Source organism: Corynebacterium sp. HMSC056F09 (assembly GCF_001815785.1).
Classification (GTDB): Bacteria; Actinomycetota; Actinomycetes; order Mycobacteriales; family Mycobacteriaceae; genus Corynebacterium; species Corynebacterium hiratae.
On sequence record NZ_KV821899.1, the window covers coordinates 165,172 to 183,210 of the forward strand.

Sequence of the window (18,039 nt, forward strand, 5' to 3'; positions counted from 1 at the left end):
CCTGCGGAGTGCGGTTCGCGGGCCGGCGCTGGGGGATGACGCTGGGGTGCGGCGCCGCACGCCGCTAGGAGAGGGCGCTGAGGGCGGCGTCGTGAAGCTTGCCGTTGGAGGCCAGCGCTGAGCCGCCGTGGGGGCCGTCTTCGCCGCGGACGTTGGTGAAGCGGCCGCCTGCCTCGGTCACGAGGAGCGCCGGGGCCGCTAGGTCCCAGAGGGAGACCTCGGGCTCGGCGGCGATATCGACGGCGCCTTCGGCCACGAGGCAGTAGTTCCAGAAGTCGCCGTAGCCGCGCAGGCGCCAGACCTTGTCCGTGAATGAGATGAAAGCATCGCGGTGCGGGCGCCAGCCTGACAAAGAGCTCATGGCCAGGGAGGCATCTTCCAGTTTGGAGACCTCGGAAACGCGCAGGCGTTTCGGTTCGCCGCCGAAGACGCGGTAGGCGCCGCCGCCCTTGGCTGCGTACCAGCGGCGCCGCAGGGCAGGGGCGGAGACAACGGAGACCACCGGCTCGCCGTCTTCCAGTAGCGCGATGAGGGTGGCCCAGACGGGAACACCGCGGACGAAGTTTTTCGTGCCGTCGATAGGGTCGATAACCCACTGGCGGCCCTCGAAGCAGGCCTCGCCACCAAACTCTTCACCCAGCACCTCATCGCGCGGGCGGGAGCGTTTGAGCGCCTCACGGATGGCCTTTTCGCAGGCCAGGTCCGCATCGGAGACCGGGGTCATGTCCGGCTTTTCCTTGACGGACAGGTCCGCAGCCTCAAAGCGGTGCATCGTGATGGCGTCCGCGTGGCCTGCCATCTCCAAGGCCAAGCCGAGGTCTTCTTTGTACTTACCCACGAAGCCATTCCTCCATCTGATCAACTACCTGTTTATTACCCGCGATACACCATTCCACACCGCCGGCCTCAACCTTGCGCGCCGCGCCGCCCGCGGCCAGCACTAGCGCCTGGCCGGGATACCAATCCCAGTCCTTGACCGAGTGCTGCATCCAGGCACCCCACGTGCCATCCGCCACGCAGGAGAGATCCACGGAACCCGCCCCCAGCATGCGCACGGTGGCAAAGTGTGGTGCCACCTTCTCCCACGCGGCGGCGATGTTCGGGTCGGTCATGGACGTAGGGTGCAGGTACGTCGACAAGCACAGTTTGTCGGCGGGGGCATCGCTGAGCTTGGCGACGTCCTTTCCGTCCAAGCTCGTGGTGTGGTCGCGGCCGCCGAACCAGGTATAACCCATGGCGGGGCGGTGGACGGCGCCGAGGATGACCCCTTCAGCGTCGACAAGCGCGAGCGCAGAGCACCAATAGTCGGAGCCCGAGGCGAAGTTGTAGGTGCCGTCGACGGGGTCGATGACCCACGTGCGGCCGGACTTCGACTCGCGGTTCGCGCCCTCCTCGCCCACGATGCCGTCCTCGCCGCGCAGGGCCTCGAGCACGCCGGCGACGAAACGCTCGGCGGCGAAGTCGGCGTCGGTGACGACATCGGAGACGGAGGTCTTTTGCTCGATGTCTACTCCCTGCTCGCGCAGGCGCCAGGCCAGGCGGCCGGCGTTATAGACAAGCGCCTGGGCAAGGTGAGCGTCGGTATCGTCCGCGTGGGCAACGATGAAGGTCTTGATGATGGCATCGATCATCTCGGTGAGGCTTGGCTGGTCACTCATGCCGCCTATTGTCGCGCTAAACGTGGCCGATGGCTAATCAGGGAGAAAGAATAAGTAGAGTAGGGGGCTATGCGTCCGGAACAAACAGCACGACTTGAGGAACTCAGCGCCACCTTGACCTCCATTGAAAAGGTGATGGACCCGGAGGCGGTGTCCGAGCGCGTGCGCGAACTCGAGGCCCAAGCGGGGGACCCGTCGCTGTGGGACGACCCCGACCATGCGCAGAAGGTGACCTCGGAGCTGTCGGCGCAGCAGGCAAAGCTGCGCAAGTTGAAGTCCCTGCGCGGGCGGATTGAGGATCTGCCGGTGATGGCGGAGCTAGCGGAGGAGGAGGGCGATGAGGCCTCCCAGGAACTCGTCGATACAGAGCTGAAGGAGCTCGGTGCCGCCATCGAATCGCTCGAGGTGACCACCATGCTCTCGGGTGAGTACGACCAGCGCGAGGCGGTCATCAACATCCGCTCCGGTGCCGGTGGCGTGGATGCCGCGGACTGGGCGGAGATGCTCATGCGCATGTACACGCGGTGGGCGGAAAAGCACGGCCACAAGGTGGATGTCTACGACATCTCCTATGCCGAAGAAGCAGGCATTAAGTCCGCCACCTTCGTGGTGCATGGCGAATACATGTATGGCCAGCTCTCCGTGGAGCAGGGCGCGCACCGCCTCGTGCGCATCTCGCCTTTTGATAACCAAGCCCGCCGCCAGACCTCCTTCGCTGAGGTCGAGGTGCTGCCGGTGGTGGAGCAGACCGACTCCATCGAGGTGCCGGATTCGGAGGTGCGCGTGGACGTCTACCGCTCTTCGGGCCCCGGTGGTCAGTCGGTGAACACGACGGATTCGGCGGTGCGCCTGACACACATCCCGACCGGCATCGTGGTGACCTGTCAGAATGAGAAGTCCCAGATCCAGAACAAGGCCTCTGCCATGCGCGTGCTGCAGGCGAAGCTGCTGGAGCGCAAGCGCCAGGAGGAGCGCGCGGAGCTCGATGCACTGGGCGCGGGCGGCAATGCCTCCTGGGGCAATCAGATGCGTTCTTATGTGCTGCACCCGTACCAGATGGTCAAGGATCTGCGCACTAACTATGAGGTAGGAGACCCTTCCAAGGTATTGGATGGGGATATCGATGGCTTCCTGGAAACCGGGATCCGGTGGCGCATGGCGCAGCAGGAGCCCTAGGCCCGAGTAACAAATGTTGCTAATGTGGCTTAAGTGATCACTTTCGAGAATGTGTCCAAGGTCTATCCGACCTCCACTAGGCCCGCGCTGGACAACGTGTCCTTTGAGATTGAGGACGGCGAATTCGTCTTCCTCATCGGCCCGTCCGGCTCCGGCAAGTCGACCTTCCTACAGCTCATGGTGCGCGAAACCAATGTGAGCTCGGGAGACATCTACTTCGGGGACTTCCACGTCAACACGTTGAAAGGCCGCGAGGTCAATAGCCTGCGCCAATCCATCGGCTACGTCTTCCAGGATTTCCGGCTCCTGCCTAAGCTCAACGTCTACGACAACGTCGCCTTTGCCCTCGAGGTCATCGGCAAACGCAAGGCGCGGATTGCCAAGCAAGTGCCCGAGGTCCTCGACATGGTCGGCCTAGGCGCCAAGCAGCACCGCATGCCGCACGAGCTTTCCGGTGGCGAGCAGCAGCGCGTAGCGATTGCGAGGGCCTTTGTCAACCGCCCCAAGCTGCTGCTTGCCGACGAACCCACGGGCAACCTCGATCCCTCCACTGCCGCGGAGATCATGGCCTTGCTCACCAAGATCAATCGCCACGGAACCACAGTGGTGATGTCGACGCACAACGCGCGCGCGGTCAACGAGGCCCGCCAGCGCGTCATCGAGCTGCACAACGGCACGCTCGTGCGTGACGAGAAGAACGCAATGTACGGGGAGGCGGTTTAGGTGAATCTGGGCTTTGTTTTTAGAGAGGCTTTCAAGGGGCTTGGGCGCAATATCACCATGACCATCGCCATGGTGATTACCACGGCCATTTCGGTGGCCCTGGTGGTGGCCGGTGTTCTGGTGACCCAGATGACCAACGAGACCAAAGACATCTACCTCGAGCGCGTCGAGGTCATGGTCCAGCTCAATGAGGATATCTCTGCCAATGATCCGGAGTGTAAGGACTCCGCCTGCGCCGGGTTGAAGAAGAAGCTGGAGGCGGATGAAGACATCGAGTCCGTGAGCTACCGCAATCGTGCAGATTCCTATGAGCGCTTCGTGGAACTGTTCAAGGAAACCGATCCGGTCATGGTTGAGGAAACCTCCCCGGATGCGCTGCCGGCGGCCTTCCACGTGCGGCTGAAGGATCCGACGGATACCGCGCCTATCGACGCCATCGCGTCCGACCCCGCCGTCAGCGACATCATCGACCAGCAGGAGGAGGTACGCAGCGCCGCGGGCAACCTCGACGCCATCCGGAATGCCACGTTTGTCGTTGCCGCAGTCATGGCGCTGGCCGCCATCATGCTGATTGCGAACATGGTGCAGATCGCCGCTTACCAGCGCCAGCGGGAGACCGCGATCATGCGCATGGTCGGTGCCTCGCGGTGGATTACCCACGCGCCCTTCATTATGGAGGCTGTCCTTGGCGCACTCGGCGGTGTCATCCTCGCCGGGGTCGGCGTCATCGTGGGAAAGCACACCGTGATCGATCCCGCGCTGAAGGACCTGTACCACAACCAGCTGCTGGCCCCAGTGACGTCTGGGGACGTGTGGACGGCTCTGCCCATCGTGGGGCTCGTGGCAATCCTGTGCGCTGCACTGACCGCGCAGGTGACCATGCGCGCCTACGTGCGGACATAGGTCAACAGGCCCGTTGTGGGTTGTGCCTGGCAGTAGCGTAATATAGTCCGAACTATGGCGAAGAAGGCAAAGAAGAAAAAGGCGGCCGTCGACAATAACTCGACCTTGGCCACCAACCGACGTGCCCGCCACGACTACACCATTCTCGACACCCTAGAATGCGGCATGGTGCTCGTGGGCACCGAAATTAAGTCGATGCGCGAAGGTAAGATCTCGTTGGCAGATGCCTTCGCCACCATCGACGACGGCGAGGTCTACATCCGCAACCTCCACATCCCGGAGTATTCCCAGGGTACGTGGACCAATCACTCACCCAAGCGCACGCGTAAGCTGCTGCTGCACCGCCGGGAGATTGACAAGCTCATGGGCCAGGTGCGCGATGGCAATAAGACGCTGATTCCGCTCAAGGTGTACCTGAAGAATGGCCGCGCCAAGTGCGAGCTCGGTTTGGCCAAGGGTAAGCAGGACTATGACAAGCGCGAAGCAATCAAGCGCCGCGATCAGGACCGCGACATCACCCGCGAGCTGGGTCGCCGCGTAAAGGGGATCAACGCCTAACCTGGGAGCCATGATTTATACGGCCAAGGTTCATGACGTTATTCGGGGTGATGAAAAGCCGCGCGGGGTGGCGGTGCTCGTCGATAAGCTCTGGCCCCGTGGCGTGGCCAAGGAACGTCTCTCGTATGAGCACTGGTTCAAGGATGTCGCGCCCAGTCCAGGGTTGCGTAAGTGGTGGGGGCACGATGCGGACACCTTCGAGGAATTTGCCCGGCGCTACCGTGCGGAGCTCGACGAGAACGACGGCGAAGAGCTGGAGCAACTACGCCAGCTTGCTGCGGCTGGCGACGTCACCCTTCTCTTCGCCGCCAAGGACCGCGAGATCAACCACGCCACTGTGTTGAAGGCGTGGTTAGAGGAAAGCTAGACGAATAGTCCCCAGATGGTGGCGCCCACGGCGATGAGGCCGGTGACGACAACGAAAACGTTGCTGGGGCGGCCGCGGAATTGCTTGAGGGCATCGATGCGGTGGATGGCATACATCGGCAGCAGGTAGAGGATAGAGGCGATGAAGGGGCCGCCGATGGCCTCGATGAGGCCCAGGATTGACGGATCAATGATCGCGACGATCCACGCGCAGACGAAGATGATGCCGTGCATGACGGAGTTGAGCTGCTTCTCCGACAGCTTCGCTGTGGCGCGCGGAGCGGCGCTGCGCAGCAGGAAGTTACCGCCCTCGGTAGCGCCCAGCACGTGGCCGAAGTAGGAAGAGATGATGGCGATCATCGCGATGATGGGGGAGAGGAAAGCCAAGACCGGAACACCGGTGACGTTCGCCAGGTAGGACAGAACCGGCAAGTTCTGTTCGCGGGCTTCGGTGAGACCATCCGCGCCGAGGGTCAGGGTGCAGGACCACACGAAGAACATGGTGAACACGGTGAGCAGAATGGCGGTCAGCGCCAGCGCGCGCGAGGCGTTCTCGGAGCTCTTTTCGCGGCCGTGCGCGGCAACCATGGCCAAGGAGAACTGGGAAATAGCGGGGGAGTGGTTGAAGGAGAAGACCAGCACGGGGATGATGAGGGCGACAGCGCCAACAACGCGCCAATCATTGTTGCCTACCTCCATGAAGGAGGCGATATCCCAGCGCGGGATGAGGTAGATGGACAGTGCGCCCAGACAGAAGATCAGCGGATACACCAGAAACTGCGTCACGGCGAGCACGATGCGTTGACCAAAGGCGAAGACGATGGTCATAAAGCCCACGAGAACGAACGCGAGGAGCGGGCGCGGAAACGTGGGCCCGTTCAGTTGGTTGACGATGAAGCTGTTGACCGTGTTGGTAATCGACACGCCATAAATGAGGACGATGGGGAAGATGGCGCAGAAATAGACCACCGAGATGACAAACCCTGCGCGTTTGCCGAAGTAGTCGGTCACCACGGCGGTGATGTCCTCACCTTGGCGCGGTGATGCGCAAATCATGCGGGCGAGTCCGCGGTGGGAGAAGTATGTCATCGGGCCGATGAGAAGGGTGGCCACGAGGAGGGGCCAGAAGCCGAAGCTGCCGGCGTTGATGGGGAGGAACAAAATGCCGGCGCCCACGGCGGTGCCGAAGAGCGAGATGGCCCATTCGGTGTTGCTGACTGGACGTTTAGCGTCTTCCGGGGAGCTAGTGGTTTCGGTATGTGTGCTCACTTTGCAGCCTTTAACAAAGTACGGGGATAGGACTCACACACCTTAACAGCGTTTAAGTAGATGTTAATCACAAGGGGGTGCTTATGAAAGCTATGCCTCACGTGGCCTGCGGCGGAGCTTGCGGGAATAGGGGCGGGTGCAGTAGCGTTGAACGAACCGTAGGACGCATAAAGATGCGTTCTGCGCAGCTTTCACAGCAATGTGTAATTGAGGGGTCGACTTGGTTTCGACTTCGTACATTGAGCCAGGGGAAGCGTGCCGGTGCAGGCTAGAGACCACCGTTAAGCGTCGTAGCGACCAATAAACGCAGAGAAGAACTCTCAGCGTGACTACGCCCTCGCTGCCTAATTACAGCGACGCGTGTCTGTCAGCCTAGGTTTGGTTCCTGACCTAGATCCTGGCATCGACTAGGGAACTTGCCTGACCGGTTTGTTGTTCGGCCGGTTGGGGACTTCTAGAGCAACTGGGCCCATCATCCGGAGCGAGTTTGCCCGAGCCGGAGGGCCGAGTAGAGATCCTGTGCAGACTGCGCACGGAGAAGCCCTGGCGAGGTGACGAAGGACCCGGGTTCAATTCCCGGCGGCTCCACTGAATAGCAAGAAACCCGCTGGTCATAACGGCCAGCGGGTTCCTTGTGTGAAGGGGGCGGATTAGTCGATCGGGTAACCGGTGACCGGGCCCTCAGTGTTGGGTTGCCAGCCCAGTGCAGGGGCGACATGTGTGGCGAAGTTTTCCAGAATCTTCACGTTGACGTCCACGCCCATGCCGGTTGGGATGGTGATGAGCAGGGTGTCGGCGGACATTACCGCCGGGTCGGCCTTGAGCTGCTCGATGAGCTTGTCAGGCTCGGCGGCATAGGTGCGGCCGAAGGTGGAAGCGCCGGCGTCGGGCAGCACGCCTACCTGGTCGGAGCCGGAAGCCTGCATGCCGAAGCGTTGCATGTCGGCGCCGTCCACGATGGGGAAGATGGAGCGGGAAACGGACACGCGCGGGGTCCAGTCGTGGCCCGCTTCCTTCCATGCGGCCCGGTAGCGGCTGATCTGGTCCGCCTGGATCTCGCCCAAGGTTGCGGCGGTGGTCTCGGAAACCAGGGAGGAAGACATCAGGTTTAGTCCGTCCTTGGCGGTCTGCTCTGCCGACGTGTGAGTGCCTGAACCGTAGAAGATGTGTTTGCGCAGCTCCGGTGCCATGGGGAAGACCGGGAGAGCGGAGCCGGGTTGGAACATATTCGGGTACTGGCGGTCCAGAGGTGCAGCGGTGGCAAACCCGTTGCCGTCTACCGCGGCCATGAACGCCTCGAGGTGGGCGCGTGCCACGTCCGCGCCGTTGGGGGCTTCGCCCTTGTAGCCGAAAGCCCCCCAGCCGCGCTCGGCAACCTCCGGGGCACCGCGCGAGACGCCCAAGGCCACGCGGCCGCCGGAGAGCTGGTAGAGGGAGGCGGCCTCTTCGGCGAGGTAGAGCGGGTTTTCGTAGCGCATGTCGATCACGCCGGTGCCCACCTCGATGTTCTTGGTGGTGGCGGCGACTGCGCCGAGTAGCGGCATTGGGGCTGAGGCTTGCGGTACGAAGTGGTGGACGCGGAAAGACGCGTTGTTCACGCCGATCTCATCTGCAGCCTGGGCGATGTCCAGGTGGATCTTCGCGACTTTTTCGGCGGACGGTCCGCGCTGGCCGCCGAATGCGTAGTGTCCGAAGCTTAAGAATCCGAATGCTTTCATTGGTTAAATGCTCCTATTGATGACGTATCAACAACGAGATTAGTGTCTCGCTCGAAGATTGTCACGGCCTAAGGCAGGCTCCGCTTCAAACCTTAAGTGAAAAACTTCTAGTCAAGCATACAACCGCGCATGCTCAGGGGATTGTCCGAGCCGGAGGGCCGGTTAGGGATCCTGTGCAGACTGCGCACGGAGAAGCCCAGGCGGGGTAACCCGCTGGGCCGCTAAACTGGCGTAACAGCTGTCTGGCGGGAAACGCTAGGGGGTTCTGAATAGGGGAAGATGCGTGAAACCGCTTGCAGGCTTTCTTGAGTTCCCTAAGGGGGTAGAAGTGATCGCTTTCGCTGGGGCTATCGCGGCCGTGCTAGGGCTGAATATCGTGGCGAATGAAACTGGTGCGAACTCCGAGGGGTTCGTAGTTACAGCTATTCTGTTGGGGTTCGGGCTCGCACCCTTTGTTGGAGATTCTCTGGAGCGCCATATTCCGGTTTCGATGTGGCGGCGTGTGTCTTTTTCTCGCGTTGCTAGCCGTCGGTGGGGTGTCGAGCTATTTAATGCTGTGCTCACGCGAATCGGATGGAACGGCATGATTTTGGCGATGCGCAGAGAAGAGTCCGCCAAGCGTGAAGGGGCGAACCCCCTTCGGCCGGTGCGAGCGTCGGCAGCTGGGCATGTATGGGGATTGCTGCTCCATATATGTAGCGCTGGATGGTGCGCTGCGGCAGGCGGATGGTTAGCGGCTGCAGTTCTTCTTGTTATCGGCGTTGTGGGTCACCTGTATCCGGTCTTGCTTCAACTTCGTGTGCTTACGGATGCTCGGGAGAGATAGGTCAAAATCGGCGGCGTTGCGGCCTGCTTTAGGATGGCCGCATGGATACCGAACCTCTCCGCATTGCAGTCGTCTTGTTTGAGGGCTTTGAGCTTCTCGACGTCTTCGGGCCCGTCCAACTGCTTCAAGCCGTCCCTGAGGTCACCGTGGTTTTCGCCGGGCCGGATGGCAAACCAGTTGCCAGCTCGCAGGGCGTAGAAGTGGTTCCGACGATTTCTTATGCCCAGATTGAGCCGACCGACGCCCTCCTCGTCCCGGGCGGCAAAGGAACCCGGCGGCTCGTGGAAGACGTATCTTTTCTGGCGTGGCTTCGTGAGGTGGGCGCACAAGCACCGTGGGTTGCCTCCGTGTGCACGGGTTCTGCGGTCCTGGCGGCGGCGGGGCTCTTGGAGGGCTACGCCGCAACAAGCAATAAGCGTGCGTTTGCGTGGGCGAGCTCCTTCGGGGAGTCCGTGACTTGGAAGCCCAAGGCGCGGTGGGTGCGGGACCGTAATCGGTGGACTTCCTCAGGCGTGGCGGCGGGGATGGATATGACGGTCGCGCTCATTGAGTACCTCAGCTCCGAAGCTGTTGCCATCGACGCTGCCAACTTTGCGGAATACGAGCCGCATCGCGATTGCGAGTGGGATCCTTTCGCCCGGCTTTATGGGCTGGTGCCCTCGAGCGGTGACGAAGCTGAGCGTGGGGACGTAACATTCGGGCAATCTGACGACGCTCACGGTAGATAAGGTGCTAAAACGGTCGATTTTGGGCCACTATTTACCGTGAGTGTAGCGATGGGTGAAAAGCGCTCTTGGTGAGAGGGCACTCGGAACTTCGTCGTCAGCAGAAGCGTTAATGTTCTAGTGACTGATCAAATCTTGCGTGGTGAACTATGGCGATAAAGATGCCTATCGACTTAAGGCCGCTTCGTGTCGAGGATGCTACCGAGATGGCTACTGTGCTTTCCAGCCGTGCCCTGTACACGTTTACGGGTGGTGAGCCGCCTTCTGCTGATGAGCTTGCGCGACGGTACGCGTTCCAAACCCGAGGCGGCTCGAGCGACGGTACCGAAGAATGGATCAATCTCATCGTCACCCTCGGTTCGAGTAAGCAACCGATAGGTTACGTCCAGGCGACTGTGCCTCGCAGTGGTGATCCGACGGAGATCGCATGGGTGATTGGGAAACAGTGGCAAGGGCATGGATACGCCAAGGAAGCCGTGAAACTGCTTAGCGCTTATCTTGCGGAGCGATGCATTACGCATCTCATCGCTCATATCCATCCCGAGCATTTAGCCTCACAGCATGTCGCTGCCTATGCAGGGATGAGCCCCACGGCACAGGTCGTTGACGGCGAAGTCCGTTGGGAGCGCAGATAGTCTCCAACGAAATCGTGAAAAGCGAGCATCATTGCCAACTCAGGGCTAATGGACACCTCTCAGTGTCGTTCACGGTAGATAAGGTGCTAAAAACGGTCGATTTTGGGGCACTATTTGCAGTGAGCGTAATGAGAATCCCGTGAGGGGTGTAGGGGCGCGGGGCGAAAGCGGAGTAGGGCTGGCCGGGAAAATGTGACGAAGAAGGAAAATATTTGTTACCCAAGTTACATTCCCGTGGTAGTCTTTCCCCAACAGTGTGACGTGGAGCACTGGGACTGACCCCTACGACAGGAGTACCCATGAACAGCCCATCCAATGCTGCGCCACAAGGCGGCGCCGGCACCACGGAGAAGTCGAAAGCAAATCCCGCCAAGGCCGAGCAAAAATCGAGCCAACAGTCCGGCGGGGGAATGCTGGATAAATTCCTCAACGGAGTCGAGTACATCGGCAACAAGCTGCCGGAACCCTTCACCATCTTCCTGATTCTTTTCCTGATCACAGGCGTTCTCTCCACCATCATGGCCAAGATGGGCGTGGAGATTAAGATTCCCGGATCGGATGAAATCCAGCCGGTCAAGGGTCTCTTCACCGGTGAGGGGCTGACGTGGTTCACCACGACAATGGGTGAGAACTACATCAACTTCCCGCCACTGGTAACGGTGCTGCCCATTATGCTGGCGGTGGGTGTGGCGGAGCGTTCCGGCATGCTCTCGGCGCTGATCCGCAAGCTCTTCGGTTCCGCCAAGCCCTGGCTGCTTCCGTACGCCGTCGGCGTTATCGGCGTGACCGCCTCCGTTATGGCGGACGCAGCCTTCGTTATCGTCCCGCCGCTGGCCGCGATGGTCTTTAAGGCCGCGGGCCGTCATCCTGTCGCGGGCCTGATTGGTGGCTTCGCCGCCGTGGGTGCTGGCTATTCCACTGCCTTGGTGCCCACCTCCCTGGATGCGCTCTTTGCCGGTATTACGACCGCAGTCATGGAGACTCTGCCAAATACCGAGTTCGCACCCGTTAATGCGATGTCGAACTACTACTTCAACGTGGCTTCTTCCATCGTGCTCGGTGTGCTGGCCGGCTTCATCATCGATAAGGTCATCGAGCCGCGCATGTGGAAGCAGGAAGTCCCCACCGAAGAAGACATCGACCCCGAGGATGCCGCCGAGCGCGGCGACCGCGACGAGAACGGCGAGGAGCTCACCGCTGAGCTGCGCCCAGCCGAGTCCAAGGGCCTCATCTGGTCCGGTGTGGCCACGGTCATCCTCACCGCCATCATTCTCTTCGCAGTTCTTCTGCCAGAATCGCCGTGGCGCAATGAAGAAGGCGGCTTCTTGCCCAAGTCCCCGCTGCTGAACTCCATCGTCTTTATCGTCTTCGCCTATTTCTTGGTCCTCGGCGTGGTCTACGGCAAGGTTGTCGGCACGGTCAAGGGAATCACCGATGTTGTGAACATGATGATCGGCGCGCTCAAGGACATGATGAGCTTCCTCATCTTGGCGTTCATCCTGGGCCAATTCGTGGCACTGTTCTCTTGGACCGGTATCGGCACCTTCACTGCAGTGAAGGGCGCGGCTTTCCTTGAATCCATCGGGCTCACTGGTTTCCCAGCCATCTTCGCCTTCATTGCACTCGCATCTTGCCTTAACCTGCTGATTATTTCCGGATCCTCGATGTGGACTCTCATGGCGGCGGTCTTCGTTCCCATGTTTGCCCTGCTGGGCTATGAGCCGGCGTTTATTCAGGGCGCATTCCGCGTGGGCGATTCCGCAACCCAGATCATCACCCCGCTGAACCCGTACATGATTGTCATGCTTGGCTTCCTCCAGCGTTATGAACGCGAGGCGGGCCTGGGAACCCTGATGTCACGCCTCGTGCCCTTCGTGGTGCCGTTCTTTACGGCTTGGGCGATCTTGCTGGCCATCTGGTTCTACGTGGACCTTCCGCTGGGACCGGGCAACAACGTCATGATTGGTTAAGCGCATGAATCAACGCAACAATCCATCGACAGCGTATTTGGAAGCGATGGAGGAGGGCGTCGCCAAGCGCGTGGCGTCCGCAGCACCACCGGAAAAACAGGGAGAGGACTACCCAGGCCAAGCGAAGCTCTGGGATGCGGCGGCCGCGCGGGCTGAGGCCTTGCGGGAGAAGGCCGCGCACATCGTCGCGGACCTGCACGCTCACCCTGAAACGGCCTTCGAAGAACATCGTTCCATGGCGGTGCTCGCGGACATCGTTGAAGAGCATGGCTTCTCCACGTGCCGCGGGGTCTACGGCGTGGAGACCACGTTTGAAGCTTCCTGGCAGAGTGCAGATTTCGACCCTGAACGGCATCCCACTGTGGCCATCCTGGCGGAATACGATGCCCTGCCTCAGATCGGGCACGCGTGCGGGCATAACGTCATCGCCGCAGCGGGCGTTACTGGATTCTTGGCGGCTACTGCCGTGCTGGACGCCGCCCCTCCTATGTCCGGTCGCATCCTCCTCCAGGGGACCCCAGCGGAGGAGGGGCATTCCGGCAAGGAATACATGATCCGCGGCGGCAGCCTCGAAGGGGTCGATGCCGCGGTGATGATCCATGGCTTTGGCTATGACATCGGTGCGCATGCCTGGGTGGGCCGCCGCATTCTGCGCGTTCGTTTTCGCGGCGTAGCCGCTCATGCCAGCTCCCAGCCTTTCATGGGGCGCAACGCCCTTGACGCTGCGAGCCTGGCCTACCAGGGGATTGGGCTTATGCGCCAGCAAATGCCGCCATCGGATCGCGTGCACGCCATCATGAGTGGTGGCGATCGCCCTTCGATCATTCCGAGCGAGGCGGAAATGACCATTTACGTGCGCTCGTTAGGAACGCGCACACTCATGGATCTGTCCGCCAGGGTGGAAGACATCGTCCGGGGCGCGGCACTCATGGCAGGTATCGAGGTGGAAGTCGACTGGGATGAGCACCCGATGACCCTGCCCGTGCGCAATAATGCGGCGCTGGTGGATCGGTGGTCGGCCACGCAGGCGCGCCGCGGACGCACCGCGCTGCCCGCTGGGACGGTGCCGGATACAGTGGCCGCCTCGACTGACTTTGGCAATGTCTCTCATCTCGTGCCCGGCCTGCATCCAATGGTGAAGGTATCGCCAACTGACGTGGCCCTGCACACGGAGGACTTTGCGCGCTGGGCTGCCACGCCGCAGGCGGTAGATGCGGCCGTTGATTCGGCGGCGGGTTTGGCACAGGTTGCCCTCGATTTCTTGGCGGATCCGAATTTCCGCCACGCGGCGCGGGAGGATTTTGATAGGGAAGGGCCAGTGTCGGTGAGTGATCTCATCGCGAAGAAGGGGGGAAGGCTAAGCGTAAACATTTTTTTCTAAAAGGCATGTCACGGGCTATCGTGCGGAGGTCTGCTACCCCCGTCATGAATTAGGAAACATGAGTGTTCTTGAAGGGTAAGCCTTACTTGAGTTAGGTTAGGCGCTGTCCTTATTTGCCAACTGTGGTTAGCCACACCTAATATGCAAGGAAGCTATGTTTAACCTTTCTCGCCGTGCCTCGCGCACGACCGCCGCCAAAGTTGCCGCAACTCTCTCGGTCGCAGCGCTTGCTCTCACCGGCTGCTCTTCCAGCCAGTCTGAGGAGACCGCTGAGCCGACCGAATCCGCGGCGGCAGGCGCCTCCACCATCACCCTGGAGGATAACTTCGGCTCGAAGGAAGTCACCCTCCCGGTGGAGAACCCCGCGGTGACGGATAACCGCGCCTTCTCTATCCTGGCGCAGTGGGATATTGACCTTGCTGCTGCACCGCTGAGGCTGGTACCGAAGTCGCTGCGAGACACCTACAACAAGGACACGGTCGAGGTTGATCTGGGCTCCCACAAGGAGCCGGACCTTGAAGGTCTGGTAGCTGCAGAGCCGGACGTCGTGTGGAACGGCCAGCGCTTCGAACAGCACCAAGAGGACATTGAGAAGCTGCTCGAGGATGTCCCGGTGCTTGACTTCGAGCCGCGCGATGACGAAGACTTTTTCGACGAACTCAAGCGCCACACTGAGGCCCTGGGCCAGGTTTTCGGCCACGAAGAGGATGCTGCGAAGCTCATCGAGGATTTCGACGCCGCTGCTGAGCGCGCTAAGAAGGCCTACAACCCAGAGCAGAAGGTCATGGCTGTGAACACCTCCGGCGGTGAAATCGGCTACATCGCTCCCGGTATCGGGCGCGTGTATGGCCCGGTCTTTGAGCTGCTTGGCCTGACCCCGGCCCTGGAGGTCTCCAACGCCTCCGATGACCACGAGGGTGACGATATCTCCGTTGAGGCCATTGCCGAATCCAACCCGGATTGGATCCTCGTCATGGACCGTGATTCCGCTATCTCCAAGGAAGGCCAGGATGTCACGCCGGGCGAGAAGCTGGTCAAGGACAACGCGGCGCTCAAGAACGTTACCGCTGTGAAGGAAGGCAACGTTTACGTGGCGCCGAATGACACCTACATTGATGAGTCCATCATTACCTACACCGAGATCTTGAACGCGCTTGCCGACGCCTTCGAGAAGGCCAACGCCTAAACAACTCTCTCGGCAGCCAAGGAGGAGACTAAACCGTGACGGTGAAGAGCAGCGCTGCGGCAGAGCACTCAGCTGTCAGCCCGCGTAACTCCCGCGGACCTGTGCTGACCTGGAAGCTAGGCCTCGGCGTGCTCGGCGTCATCGCGCTGCTCCTCCTTTCCCTCATGGTGGGGGAGTACAGCATCCTCGATAATGAGGACGGCTGGTCCATGTTCTTCACCACCCGCATACCGCGAACCGTGGCGCTCGTCTTGGCGGGCGCTGCGATGGCGATGAGCGGTTTGGTCATGCAGCTGCTGACCCAAAACCGTTTCGTGGAACCCACGACGACGGGAACCACCGAGTGGGCCGGATTGGGCCTGCTCTTTTCGCTTATCCTTTTCCCGCACTCATCCGTGCTGGTGAAAATGGTCATTTCGGTTTCCTTCGCGTTTGTGGGAACCATGGTCTTCTTCGCTTTCCTTCGCCGCGTGGCGTTGCGCTCCTCACTCATCGTGCCGATCATCGGCATCATGCTGGGCGCTGTCGTTAGTGCCGTATCCTCCTATGTGGCGCTAGCCACGGATACCTTGCAGCAGCTCGGAATCTGGTTCATGGGATCCTTTACCTCTGTCTATGAGGGGCAATACGAGGTCCTGTGGATCGTCCTGCTGGTTCTGATGGCGGTGTATTTCTACGCTGACAAGCTCACCGTCGCTGGGCTGGGTGAGGATATCGCCACCAATATTGGGTTGAACTACCAGCGGATGATTCTGCTGGGCACTGGGCTCATCGCGGTGGCGACGGGTGTAGTCACCGTCGTTGTCGGCGCATTGCCGTTCCTTGGGCTCATCGTTCCCAACGTAGTGAGCATGATGCGCGGCGACGACCTGCGCTCTAACCTCCCGTGGGTCTGCCTGCTCGGTATCGCCACGGTGACCTTATGCGACCTCATCGGCCGCACCATTATTTCCCCGTTTGAAATGCCCGTATCAGTCATCCTGGGCATTGTGGGTGCTATCGTGTTCGTCGTCTTGATCGTGAGGTCGACCAAGTGAGCGTACGTATCTCTATCCCTAAGACGAAGGAACCTGTGCAAACGTCACGTGCCCGGCGAAACGTGGGCAGCTTCCAGTCTGCTGCTGCGGCGCGAAAGTACTGGATCATCCTTGCAGCCTTGATCGTTGCCGGGCTGGTTTTCGCCTTCGGGCTCTTGGCCTATGACAACCCCATGGATTTTGGTACTCGCAAGTGGTGGTTGATCGCGCGTCGCCGCGCTGATGCAGTAACGGCCATGGCCATCGTCGCCGTATGCCAGGCCGTGGCCACGGTGGCTTTCCATACGGTGACGAACAACCGGATCCTTACTCCCTCCATCATGGGGTTTGAATCCCTGTACGTCGCGATTAATACAGCCACGATCTTTTTCCTTGGCGCCTCCGGCCTTACTCAGGCCCGCAACATGGGGACCTTCCTTCTTCAGCTTGTACTCATGGTGGGTCTGTCGCTCTTGCTGTACTCGTGGCTGCTGACCAGCCGCCGCAACAATATGCATGCGATGCTGCTCGTGGGCATCATTATCGGTGGTGGCCTGGGTTCGCTCTCGACGTTTATGCAGCGCATGCTCACACCCAGTGAATTCGACGTGCTCACCGCGCGGCTCTTTGGTTCCGTAAACAACGCGGAGAGCGAGTACTATCCCATCGCGGTACCGTTGGTCCTCGTGGTGACGCTGCTGATGTACCTGAACTCCCGGCAGCTTAACGTGCTTGCGCTAGGACGCGATGCCGCGACGAACCTTGGTGTTAACCACAAGGTCAATGCAATCTACACGCTGATTTTGGTCTCCATTCTTATGGCGACAAGCACCGCGCTTGTAGGGCCCATGACCTTCCTCGGCTTCCTTGTTGCAACCCTGGCCTACCAGGCGGCGGAGACCTACGACCACCGCTTCCTCTTTCCGATGGCGGTTGCCACAGCCTTTGCCGTTCTCACCGGTGCATACTTCCTGATGCAGCACGTCTTCTACGCGCAGGGCGTGGTCTCCATCATTATTGAGCTAGTGGGCGGCAGCGTCTTCCTTCTGGTCATTCTGCGAAAGGGCAAGCTGTGATCAAGCTATCCAAAGTGTCCAAGTCCTACTCCGGTGAGACCAACATCGGCCCCATCGATCTGGAGATCCCCTCCGGCGGTATTACCGCACTGATTGGGCCGAATGGTGCGGGCAAGTCCACGATGCTGACGATGATCGGCCGGCTTCTCGACGTCGACGAGGGCACCATCGAGGTCGCCGGTTACGACGTGTCCTCCACGAAATCGCAGGACTTGGCGAAGATCCTTTCCATCCTGCGTCAGGAGAACCACTTCATTACCAAGCTGACCGTGCGCCAGCTGGTGAGCTTCGGCCGTTTCCCTTACTCGAAGGGGCGTCTGACTGCGGAAGATGAAGAGATAGTCTCGCGCTACATTGATTTCTTCCACTTGCGTGAATTGGAGAGCCGTTACCTTGACGAGCTCTCCGGCGGCCAGCGCCAGCGCGCCTACGTGGCGATGGTGCTCTGCCAGGAGACGGACTACGTGCTTCTCGACGAGCCCCTCAACAACCTCGACATCTCACACTCCGTGGAGATGATGAAGCACCTGCGAAAGGCCGCTAAGGAATTTGGCCGGACGATCATCATCGTCCTCCATGACATCAACTTCGCTGCTCGTTATGCCGACCATATTTGTGCGGCCAAGGATGGAAGCATCGTTTCTTTCGGCAGTCCGGAGGAGATCATGCGCGATGAGATTCTCACGCCCATCTTTGAAACCCCCATCACTGTTATCGATGGCCCGGACGGGCTGTTGGCCTGTTACCACTAGCTATTAGCATTCAGGTGGACTGCCCGATAGCCAGAGAACTGCCCCAGGACGAGCATCAAAAGATGCGTCTTCCTGGGGATTTGTTGTTTGTTGGGGGTGTG

General features: G+C 60.4%; 17 protein-coding genes and 1 other RNA gene. 14 read left to right on the forward strand and 4 right to left on the reverse strand.

What is annotated here, in order from left to right; all coding sequences use genetic code 11:
- Window positions 1-64: 64 nt before the first annotated feature.
- On the reverse strand, window positions 65-838 hold the full coding sequence (hisN, locus tag HMPREF3056_RS03140) for a histidinol-phosphatase (protein WP_049156145.1): 774 nt from the start codon (window positions 836-838) through the stop codon (window positions 65-67).
- Window positions 831-1,658 carry an inositol monophosphatase family protein gene (locus HMPREF3056_RS03145; RefSeq protein ID WP_070680307.1) on the reverse strand — a complete coding sequence of 276 codons (828 nt, stop codon included), beginning with the start codon at window positions 1,656-1,658 and terminating at the stop codon, window positions 831-833. Before HMPREF3056_RS03145 ends, hisN begins: the two co-directional genes overlap by 8 nt.
- 69 nt (window positions 1,659-1,727) lie before the next feature.
- Here HMPREF3056_RS03145 and prfB point away from each other — a divergent pair, with 69 nt between their 5' ends.
- Genes prfB through HMPREF3056_RS03170 form a run of 5 tightly spaced genes read left to right on the forward strand, consistent with a single transcriptional unit; the run spans window position 1,728 to window position 5,385 of the window.
- Window positions 1,728-2,834, forward strand: a complete 1,107-nt coding sequence (gene prfB, locus HMPREF3056_RS03150; protein WP_070680310.1) for a peptide chain release factor 2 — start codon at window positions 1,728-1,730, stop codon at window positions 2,832-2,834.
- Window positions 2,835-2,867: 33 nt separating this feature from the next.
- Window positions 2,868-3,557: a cell division ATP-binding protein FtsE gene (gene ftsE / locus HMPREF3056_RS03155; protein WP_070524676.1), complete on the forward strand. Its 690-nt coding sequence runs from the start codon at window positions 2,868-2,870 to the stop codon at window positions 3,555-3,557.
- Window positions 3,558-4,460, forward strand: a complete 903-nt coding sequence (gene ftsX, locus HMPREF3056_RS03160; protein ID WP_046647496.1) for a permease-like cell division protein FtsX — start codon at window positions 3,558-3,560, stop codon at window positions 4,458-4,460.
- 54 nt (window positions 4,461-4,514) lie between these two features.
- Window positions 4,515-5,018: an SsrA-binding protein SmpB gene (gene smpB, locus HMPREF3056_RS03165; protein WP_046647497.1), complete on the forward strand. Its 504-nt coding sequence runs from the start codon at window positions 4,515-4,517 to the stop codon at window positions 5,016-5,018.
- Window positions 5,019-5,028: 10 nt separating this feature from the next.
- Complete coding sequence (locus tag HMPREF3056_RS03170; protein ID WP_070754073.1) at window positions 5,029-5,385, forward strand: DUF488 domain-containing protein; 357 nt, start codon at window positions 5,029-5,031, stop codon at window positions 5,383-5,385.
- Here the strand turns inward: HMPREF3056_RS03170 and HMPREF3056_RS03175 are convergent.
- Window positions 5,382-6,653, reverse strand: coding sequence for an SLC5/6 family protein (locus HMPREF3056_RS03175; RefSeq protein ID WP_070754074.1), 1,272 nt, complete (start codon window positions 6,651-6,653; stop codon window positions 5,382-5,384). The genes HMPREF3056_RS03170 and HMPREF3056_RS03175 overlap by 4 nt on opposite strands.
- Before the next feature lie 211 nt (window positions 6,654-6,864).
- Here HMPREF3056_RS03175 and ssrA point away from each other — a divergent pair.
- Window positions 6,865-7,244: a transfer-messenger RNA gene (gene ssrA, locus HMPREF3056_RS03180) on the forward strand.
- Window positions 7,245-7,303: 59 nt separating this feature from the next.
- Here ssrA and HMPREF3056_RS03185 read toward each other — a convergent pair.
- The gene (locus HMPREF3056_RS03185) at window positions 7,304-8,371 is read right to left on the reverse strand and encodes an LLM class flavin-dependent oxidoreductase (RefSeq protein WP_046647500.1); all 1,068 of its coding nucleotides are present in this window, start codon (window positions 8,369-8,371) and stop codon (window positions 7,304-7,306) included.
- Between the two features lie 867 nt (window positions 8,372-9,238).
- Here HMPREF3056_RS03185 and HMPREF3056_RS03195 point away from each other — a divergent pair.
- From HMPREF3056_RS03195 to HMPREF3056_RS03230, 8 genes are all read left to right on the forward strand, one after another.
- Window positions 9,239-9,925 carry a DJ-1/PfpI family protein gene (locus HMPREF3056_RS03195; RefSeq protein ID WP_070754075.1) on the forward strand — a complete coding sequence of 229 codons (687 nt, stop codon included), beginning with the start codon at window positions 9,239-9,241 and terminating at the stop codon, window positions 9,923-9,925.
- 158 nt (window positions 9,926-10,083) lie between these two features.
- Window positions 10,084-10,557 (forward strand): GNAT family N-acetyltransferase, encoded by a 474-nt coding sequence (locus HMPREF3056_RS03200; RefSeq protein ID WP_210401771.1) that lies wholly within the window; start codon window positions 10,084-10,086, stop codon window positions 10,555-10,557.
- 299 nt (window positions 10,558-10,856) lie between these two features.
- Entirely contained in the window at window positions 10,857-12,527 is a 1,671-nt protein-coding gene (locus tag HMPREF3056_RS03205; RefSeq protein WP_070754077.1) for an AbgT family transporter, read from the forward strand.
- A gap of 4 nt (window positions 12,528-12,531) precedes the next feature.
- Complete coding sequence (locus HMPREF3056_RS03210; RefSeq protein ID WP_070754078.1) at window positions 12,532-13,908, forward strand: M20 family metallopeptidase; 1,377 nt, start codon at window positions 12,532-12,534, stop codon at window positions 13,906-13,908.
- 154 nt (window positions 13,909-14,062) lie between these two features.
- The gene (locus tag HMPREF3056_RS03215; RefSeq protein ID WP_070444168.1) at window positions 14,063-15,094 is read left to right on the forward strand and encodes a siderophore ABC transporter substrate-binding protein; all 1,032 of its coding nucleotides are present in this window, start codon (window positions 14,063-14,065) and stop codon (window positions 15,092-15,094) included.
- A 41-nt stretch (window positions 15,095-15,135) separates the two neighbouring features.
- Complete coding sequence (locus tag HMPREF3056_RS03220) at window positions 15,136-16,131, forward strand: ABC transporter permease (protein WP_371441522.1); 996 nt, start codon at window positions 15,136-15,138, stop codon at window positions 16,129-16,131.
- Window positions 16,128-17,186, forward strand: a complete 1,059-nt coding sequence (locus tag HMPREF3056_RS03225; protein WP_369816106.1) for an iron chelate uptake ABC transporter family permease subunit — start codon at window positions 16,128-16,130, stop codon at window positions 17,184-17,186. Before HMPREF3056_RS03220 ends, HMPREF3056_RS03225 begins: the two co-directional genes overlap by 4 nt.
- Window positions 17,183-17,938: an iron ABC transporter ATP-binding protein gene (locus tag HMPREF3056_RS03230; protein ID WP_070754080.1), complete on the forward strand. Its 756-nt coding sequence runs from the start codon at window positions 17,183-17,185 to the stop codon at window positions 17,936-17,938. Before HMPREF3056_RS03225 ends, HMPREF3056_RS03230 begins: the two co-directional genes overlap by 4 nt.
- Window positions 17,939-18,039 lie beyond the last annotated feature (101 nt).